This window comes from Streptomyces lycii (assembly GCF_009735685.1).
Lineage (GTDB): Bacteria > Actinomycetota > Actinomycetes > Streptomycetales > Streptomycetaceae > Streptomyces > Streptomyces lycii.
This window is the reverse complement of record NZ_WHPN01000093.1, coordinates 1-7,824: the sequence shown is the minus strand read 5'-3', so window position 1 is coordinate 7,824 and position 7,824 is coordinate 1. Positions and strand designations below refer to the sequence as shown.

Sequence of the window (7,824 nt, the reverse complement as noted above, 5' to 3'; positions counted from 1 at the left end):
GGAGGGCCCTCCGGTACGGGCGCGGGCGGGGTGCGCGGCGGAGTGCGGTGCGCGTCGGCCCGGGTGATCAGGACGTCGCCCTCCGCGGACTCGGCGGCGGGTGCGTAGCCCATCTCCCGGAGCCGTTCGAGCAGCGTCGCCGGGTCGGCCTGCGCGGCCAGCACGGTCGGCGCGAGACGGCGCAGCCGCAGCCCGGCGGAGCGCTTGTCGGCGACGATCTCGGCCAGCAGCCCGTCGTCGTCGCAGCGGACGTAGGAGGACGCGGCGCCGACCCGGAGATGGCCGTGCCGCCGCGCCACGTCGTCGACGAGATAGCTCAGCGGCTGCGGCACCGGGGTGCGGGAGTGCTCGGCGAGGAAGGCGTGCAGGTCGGCGGCGGTGCGCCCGGCGTCGAGGGCCCGCCGCACCGAGCCGGGCGTGAAGCGGTAGACGGTCGCGCCGCCCTTGGACTCGACGTCCGCGAGCACCCCCAGCGCCTCGGCCAGCGGCCGCTCCAGCGGTCCGGGGGCGACCGCGGTGAGGTCGGCCTGGAGCAGTACGTGGTCGAGCGGCTCGGGCAGCAGCAGCGCGAGGAGCGTGGCCGCCCGGGCGGCGGCCGCGGCGATCTCGTCCTCGGAACGGGCCGGGAACCCCGCGTCGGGGCTGCCGGGGTCGCCGGGGACGGCGCTGTCCGGTTGTCCGGTCCCGGGCGCGCTCGCGGGGCTGCCGCTCTCCGGCTCGGTGCGGCTGGCGCTCGCCGGGTGCTCGGTGCCGGTGTCCTCGGGGTGCCCGGTTCCGGTGCCGCTCTCCGGCCGGCCCGGCACGGTCCCGGTGCCGGACCCGGTGCCGGACCCGGCCCCGAACCCGGTGCCGGACCCGGCCCCGAACCCGGTGCCGGACCCGGCCCCGGACCCGGTGTCTTCGGGGTGCCCGGACGCGGGGCCGGCCGCCGGAGCCCCGTGCTCCGGCGGCAGGCCGTGGTTGGGGGCCTGTGCCGGGCCACCGGAGCCGGCCCGCTCCGTGGAGCCGGCCGGCGGCAGGCCCAGCAGGGCACGGCCGTGGGCGGACAGGGCGCCGCGGCCCGTGACGCCCAGCAGCTCCGCCTCCGCCAAAGTCCATTCGGTCAGCCGGGTGCGCAGTTCCTCGCCGGGCGGCAGGACCGGTGCCGCGGCGCCCGCGGCGTGACGCCGGTCCGCGCCCCAGGCGCCCTCGCCGGTTCCCGTACCCGAGGCGGCCCCCGCGGCGCCCGGGACGGCAGCGGCCCCGCGCTGCCAGCGGAGCCGGGCCAGCAGCGTCGCCGGGTCGGGGGCGGTGCCCGGCGGGAGTGCGGCGAGCAGCGCCAGGGTGCGGTGCCGGATCTCCGGCGCCGGCGAGCGGTCCAGCCCGGGGCCCAGCACGGCCATGGCGCGCCCCTTGGCGTCCTGGCCGCCGACCACGCCCGGCGTACGGGTCGCGGGCAGCCACGCCGTGACCAGCGCCGCCCACCGCTCGGCCGCGGGCAGCCGCAGCCAGTTGTCGTACGCGGGAGTGGCCGCGAAGCGTTCCTCGGCCTCGCCGTCGGACGCCAGCAGCCCCGCGGCGTAGGCCAGTTCGAGCCAGAAGGCGGCGGTCCGCTCGTCCGTGTCGAGCGCGGCGGCCGTCCGCTTCAGGTCGCGCACGCTCAGCCCGCCCGCGCGCAGCACCGACGGGCCGCCCGTCTCCCACTCCCGCAGCAGGTCCTCGACCGTGCCGAGCGCCGTGAACGCCTGGCCCGCGGCCGTCGCGTCCACCACCGCGGGGCTGTGCCCGGCCGCAGCCCGCACCGGCGGCGCCACCGGCTCGACGACCCGGTGCGCCCGCCCGCCGCGCAGGTGCAGCGCCACCTCCCGGGGGAGTACGACGGTCCCGGGCGCCGTCGGCAGCAGCAGCCCGCGCGCCAGCAGCCAGCGCACCGGGGCGGCGGGCTGCGCGGGCACCGTGCCGTACGGCGGTCCCCACACCAGCCGGCCCAGCGTCGCCAGCGCCTCCGCCGGGGCCTCGTCCAGCAGCGCCGCCATCCGCTCGCGGTCGGTGAAGAGCGCGGTCAGCGCCTCGACGGCGGTCACCGAGTCGTGGGTGGTGGGCAGCCCGGCGCCGGCGAGGACGTCCTGGAGCCGGCCGGGCGACATCCCGGCGGCGGCCTCGGTCACGGTCGGGCCGAGCCCGGTGGGCGAGACTCCCGAGGCGGACGGCGTGAGGATCTCCCGCGCCGTGCGCACCAGCCGCAGCCGGTCCGCGCCGCCCCACACGATCGCCTGCCCGCGCAGCGTGCCCACGGCACGCGGCAGCGCCTCCGCCACATCCGGGGCCTCGTCGTCGCCGGTCAACAGGGCGAGCAGGGTGTCGTACGGGCACGGGTCGGGGGCGATCGCGAGCGCCTCCGCGGTCTGCAGCGCGAACCGGTCCAGGCGTTCCAGCGCCCGTACGACGGAGGCGCGGGTGCCCGCGCGGGTCGCGAGCTGTGTGACGTCGTTCGGCACCGGTGACAGCAGGTCGGGGCGGGCGCGCAGCAGCCAGGCCAGCTCGGTGTCGGGCCGGGTGCGCAGCTCCTCGGCTAGCGTGCGGGGCGGTGCCCCGGCGGCGGGACCTCCGCCCGGGCCGGTCTCTGCGTGCACGCGCGCCTCCCCGTTCCGCTCGGTGGTCATCCGCCCCACAGTAGCGGCCGGCCCGGCGGCACGCCCCCGAGCGGAACGCGGCCGGGGGCGCGGGCCCGTACCGGCCGGGGCGGGAGCCCGTCGCGGCGGTGTCTCGGCGGACCGGGGCGCCGCCGGGCGCGGCTTCCCGCGCCGCGTTCCGGACGACGGGCGGCCGGAGGCGGTAACGTCGGGCCGAGACGGCCGTCAACCGGGCACACGCGCAGGGGTTTTCGTGGGGATCGAGAGCGATCAGCTGGTCCTGGACTATCTGAGCCGCGTGGGCGACCTGGCCCAGCAGCGCCAGTTGTCGTCCGGCGAGCGGATGCGGCTGGTGTCGGAGCTGCGTACCCGGATCGAGCAGCAGCGGGCTCACGGCGCGGACAATCCGGCGGCCGTGAAGAAGATCCTCGGCAGGCTCGGCACGCCGGACGACGTCGTCGGGGCGGCGGGCGGCCGGTCGCAGGAGGCCCGCGGTACGAAGCCCGGACGCCCGGCGCGCCCGGAGCACCGCCCCGTCACGGAGCCGGGGGAGGCCGCGGACTCCCCGGCCCCCGGCAACGGCAGCAACGGCAGTACCGGCACCACCGGCGGCAACGGCGGTGAACGTGCCACGTCGCGCGGCGGTGCCCTGCGGAAGCTGTCCGGTTTCGCCCGGCGCACCGGCCTGGCCGGCGACAACAAGGTGCCCTCCCCGCGCGGCGGCGGGAAGAAGGCCGCGGCGGAGCCGCCCGTGGTGCCGGTGATCCCGCTCGACGGGCCCGCCCCGCCGCATCTCGCGGGCGAGGACGAGCTGGGGCCGCGCGGCGCGGACACCGACTGGTGGCGGGTCGAGCCGGGCCCGTTCGGGCCGGGCGGTGCGGGAGGACCGGGCGGCACGGGCTTCTTCGGCCCGGGCGAGTCGGTCCCCGGCTTCGTCGGCGGCATCGAGATCCCCGACATACTCAAGCCGCCGCCGCAGGACCCGTTCCGCAAGGACCCCGAGCCGGAAGCGGTGGAGGCGGAGCCGGACGGGGACGAGGCCGAGCCGGCCGGGACCGGCCGGTCCCGCGGCACCACCAGCCCGCTGCTGCTGCTCGCGGCGGCGCTGCTGGTCGGCGGCGCGGTGTTCGGCTCGCTGGTCGCGCTCGGCCTGGGCTGGCTCATCGCGTACGCCGGACCGCGGCTGTCCCGGGTCGAGGCGAAGTGGGCGACGCTGGCCGTGCCGGGGCTGGTCGCGGCGGGCGCGGTGGTGTGGCTGTGGGGCCGCCACGAGGGGCGCTGGGGCGAACCGATCGCGCGGGGCGCGATGGCCGAGGCCCTCACGGAGACGTGGCCGGTCGCGCTGCGCACGGCGGCGGTGGCGTCGGCCCTGTTCCTGCTCTGGCGGGCTCGGCGCCGCTGACCCGCCCCCGGCGCGGTCGGCGGGCGCGGGCCGCACGCCCGCCCGGAGCGCGTGTCCGTGCGCGTGCCTGTGCCCGTGCCCGTGTCTGTGCCCGTGCCCGTGTCCGTGTCTGCGTCGGTGCGGGAGGTCGGCGTCCCATGCCCGGTCGGTCGTCGGCGTCGCGGTCGTCCGGCGTCGCGGTCGTGGCGCCCTGGTCGTCGGGCGGACCGCGGTCGTCCGGCGCTGCGGCCCTGCGGCGTCCCGGTCGTGGGGAACGCCGCAGATCCGCCCTCTTGTCACTGGCCGGAATTCACGGGGCTCGCTGTTGTGCGGCATCGGCCGAGTGCTGGTGCGGTGCTGATGTGGTGCCGATGTGGTGCTGGTCGCGGCCCGTTGCCGGAGTTCACGACCGCCCGCCTCGCCGCTGATCACGGATCCACGATGCCGTCGGCCGGCCACTGGTAGGAGATTCCCTACGCTTGACGCGTAGGAAGTCCCCTACCTATGGTGGGCGGCATGAACATCACCCACGCCTCCTTCGTCACCGTCCCCGTCTCCGACCAGGACAGGGCCCTCCGCTTCTACACGGACGTGCTCGGCTTCGAGATCACCGCGGATCTCCAGATGCCTCCCGGCCGCTGGCTCCAGGTCGCCCCGAAGGGCGCCCGGACCGTGCTCACCCTCTCCGGCCCCGGCATGGGCGACTTCACGCCCGGAACCACACGGGGGATCATGTTCGTCACGACAGACGTGGACACGGACTGCGCCAGGCTCACCGAAGCCGGAGTCACCGTGGACGGCCCGACCGATCTCCCCTGGGGACGGATGGCCGGCTTCCAGGACCCCGACGGCAACGGCCTGATGCTGCTCACGGAGAAGGAAGGCTTCTGACCGAAGTGGTCACCAGGAGCGCCCGGGATCAGGACCGGGACCAGGACCAGCTCTTCGCCGCTCTCGCGAACGCGACGCGGCGCGAGGTGCTGCGCCTGCTGCGCGACCGCGGCCCGCAGCCGGTCCAGGCGCTCGCGGACCACTTCGCCATGCGTCGCCCCAGTCTGTCGGAGCATCTGAAGGTGCTTCGGGAGGCCGGTCTCGTCTCCGAGGAGCGCCGGGGCAGACAGCGCATCTACCGCCTGGAGGCGGCCCCGCTCGCCGAGGTGCAGGACTGGCTCCATCCGTACGAGCGGTTCTGGCGCGAGAAGCTGAAGGGCCTCGGCGATCTGCTCGACCGCATGCCGGAGGATGAGGCATGACGATGCCCCAGGCGCCCGACGGACCGGATGACGACGACCTCACCACGATCAAGGTCGATCACTTTCTGGCCCACCCGCCCGCGAAGGTCTGGCGGGCCCTGACCGATCCCGAGCTGATCGCCCAGTGGATGATGCCCGGCGATTTCCGCCTGGAGGTCGGCCACCGCTACACGATGACCGCTGTGCCCCGCCCCAACACCAACTTCTCCGGCGTCATCCGGGCGGAGGTCCTCGCCCATGACGACGAGCGGATGCTGAGCGTCCGCTGGCAGGACGAGGCGGGGAGCCGGGAGAACGCCGCCGACTGGACCATCACCTGGACCCTGGAGCCGGAAGGCCGCGGCACACGTCTCTTCCTCGTGCACGCGGGGTTCGACCCGGACGACCCGGCCCAGCGGATGGCGCACCGGATCATGGGCGGAGGGTGGCGTTCCCACGTCATCGGTGCCCTGGAGAACGTGCTGGAAACGTACTGACGCAGGCGCCCGAGCCGTACGCGCGCAGCCGCGCCCCCGGAGCGCGCCCGGCGCCCCGCCCCTCCCATGGCCAAGGGGACGGGGCGCCGTGTCGTCGGGCCGCACAGGACACCGGAGCCGTCCGGGACACCGGAGCCGCACAGGACACCGGAGCCGTCCGGGTGCCGGGGCGGCCGGGAACGGAGACGAGGGCCGGGGCGTCGGCCGGCGCGGCGCGGTCGCGCCGGAGGCGTCACCGCGTCAGCTTGGCCTCCAGCTCGTCGAGGATCTTGCCCGCAGCCGTGTAGCCGATGCCCTGGATCCACAGCTCGTCGTCGACCTCGAAGGCCTTGTCGTTCTTGACGGCCTTCATGTTCTTCCAGAGCCCACTGCCGGTGATCTCCGTCTTCTTGGCCTTCTCCGGGTCGCCGTACGTCGAGTAGAAGAGGACGTCCGCGTCGCCCTTGCCGATCTGCTCGGGGCTGACGTCGACGGAGAAGCCGTCCTCCGCCTCCTTGATCACATCGGGCCGGCCGAGGCCCACGTCGGCGAGGATGGTGCCGATGTAGTTCTTGTCGGCGTAGACCCGGGTGTCGGCCCCCTCGATGAAGCGGACAACGCTCGCCTCGGTCCCGCGGGCCTTCTTCGCGCCGCCCAGCGCCTCCGTGACCTCCTTGACCCGCGTCTCGTACGCGGAGACGGCCTTCTTCGCCTCGTCCTGCTTGCCGAGCGCGTCGGCGTGCACATGGAAGTTGGACTTCCAGGGGTAGCCGGTGGTCTCGGTGAGCACGGTCGGGGCGATCTTCGAGAGGTTCTCGTAGTTCTTCTCGTCGCGGATCTTGCTGCTCAGAATCAGGTCGGGCTTCAGCTCGTTGACGGCTTCGAGGTTCGGGGTGCCGATCGTGCCGACGTTCTTGATGCCGGAGACCTGGTCCTTCTCCAGGTAGCCGAGGAAGCCCGAGCTGGTGCCCGCGTTGGTGGCCCCGACGGGCTTCACGCCGAGGGTGATCGCGGAGTCCAGTTCGGCGGTGTCCAGGACGACGACGCGCTTCGGGTCGTCCGGGACCTTCACGTCGCCCATGGCGGTCTTCACGACATGGGTGCCGCCCCCGCCCGAACCGCCCTCGGAAGCGGAGCCCGAACCGGAGTCCGAGCCGGAGCCGCAGGCGGTCAGGGCCAGGGACAGGGTGAGTGCGGCGGCGAGCGCGCCGGCCGCGTTCGTGGTGTGGCGGCGGCCGGGCAGTGTGCGAGTCATGGTGACCTCTCCGATGGTGTGGCGGATACGGGGACGGGTGTGGGGAGTGGGTGGGGTCCGGGGGCCGCGGCGGCGGCCGGTCAGATTTCGGGGCGGGCGGCGGCGTACGGACTGCCCGGCACGACGAGCGGACCGCCCGTCACCGGGTCCGGCACCACGACCGAGGCCAGCCCGAAGACCTCGCGCACCAGCTCCGCCGTGACGACGCTCTCCGGCCGGCCCTGCGCGACGATCCGGCCGGACTTCATCGCGACCAGGTGATCGGCGTACCGCGCGGCCTGGTTGAGGTCGTGCAGCACCATGACGACCGTGCGCCCGCGTTCCCGGTTCAGCTGCCGCACCAGGTCGAGCACCTCGACCTGGTGCGCGATGTCGAGATACGTCGTCGGCTCGTCCAGCAGCAGCAGATCGGTCTCCTGCGCGAGCGCCATCGCGATCCACACCCGCTGCCGCTGGCCGCCGGACAGCTCGTCGACCTGCCGCCCGGCGAGCTGCGCGGTGTCGGTGCGTTCCATGGCGTCGCCGACGGCGCGTTCGTCCGCCTCCGACCACTGCTGCCACCAGTGCTGGTGCGGCTGCCGTCCGCGTGCGACGAGGTCGGCGACGGTGATCGCCTCCGGGGCCACCGGGGTCTGCGGCAGCAGCCCGACGGCCCGGGCTATGACTCGGCTCGGGATGCGGCTCAGCTCGGTGCCGTCGAGGAGCACCGCGCCGTGCCGGGGCCGCAGCAGCCGGCCGAGGGCCCGCAACAGGGTGGACTTGCCGCAGGCGTTGGGGCCGACGATCACGGTCACGGCGCCGTCCGGCACGTCCAGGTCGAGCCGTTCGACGACGGTGCGGTCGTCGTAGGCGAGGGTCAGCTCCCGGG

Annotated in this window: 7 protein-coding genes; 4 read left to right on the top strand and 3 right to left on the bottom strand. The window is 75.3% G+C overall.

The genetic code is table 11. The features are described from left to right. Window positions 1–2,642, bottom strand: a 2,642-nt coding sequence (locus GCU69_RS04495; RefSeq protein WP_156205180.1) for a helicase-associated domain-containing protein, incomplete at its 3' end; no start/stop codon positions are given. A 223-nt stretch (window positions 2,643–2,865) separates the two neighbouring features. Between GCU69_RS04495 and GCU69_RS04490 the strand changes: the two genes are divergently transcribed. From GCU69_RS04490 to GCU69_RS04475, 4 genes are all read left to right on the top strand, one after another. After that, window positions 2,866–4,014, top strand: a complete 1,149-nt coding sequence (locus tag GCU69_RS04490; RefSeq protein WP_156205179.1) for a hypothetical protein — start codon at window positions 2,866–2,868, stop codon at window positions 4,012–4,014. A gap of 495 nt (window positions 4,015–4,509) precedes the next feature. After that, window positions 4,510–4,884: a VOC family protein gene (locus GCU69_RS04485; RefSeq protein ID WP_170315777.1), complete on the top strand. Its 375-nt coding sequence runs from the start codon at window positions 4,510–4,512 to the stop codon at window positions 4,882–4,884. A 5-nt stretch (window positions 4,885–4,889) separates the two neighbouring features. Then, window positions 4,890–5,246 (top strand): ArsR/SmtB family transcription factor, encoded by a 357-nt coding sequence (locus GCU69_RS04480; RefSeq protein WP_156205178.1) that lies wholly within the window; start codon window positions 4,890–4,892, stop codon window positions 5,244–5,246. After that, window positions 5,243–5,722: an SRPBCC family protein gene (locus GCU69_RS04475; protein WP_176604523.1), complete on the top strand. Its 480-nt coding sequence runs from the start codon at window positions 5,243–5,245 to the stop codon at window positions 5,720–5,722. Before GCU69_RS04480 ends, GCU69_RS04475 begins: the two co-directional genes overlap by 4 nt. A 232-nt stretch (window positions 5,723–5,954) precedes the next feature. Here GCU69_RS04475 and GCU69_RS04470 read toward each other — a convergent pair whose 3' ends face one another. Next, window positions 5,955–6,956, bottom strand: coding sequence for an ABC transporter substrate-binding protein (locus tag GCU69_RS04470; RefSeq protein WP_098753226.1), 1,002 nt, complete (start codon window positions 6,954–6,956; stop codon window positions 5,955–5,957). Between the two features lie 80 nt (window positions 6,957–7,036). Further along, window positions 7,037–7,824, bottom strand: a 788-nt coding sequence (locus tag GCU69_RS04465) for an ABC transporter ATP-binding protein (RefSeq protein WP_156205177.1), incomplete at its 5' end; no start/stop codon positions are given.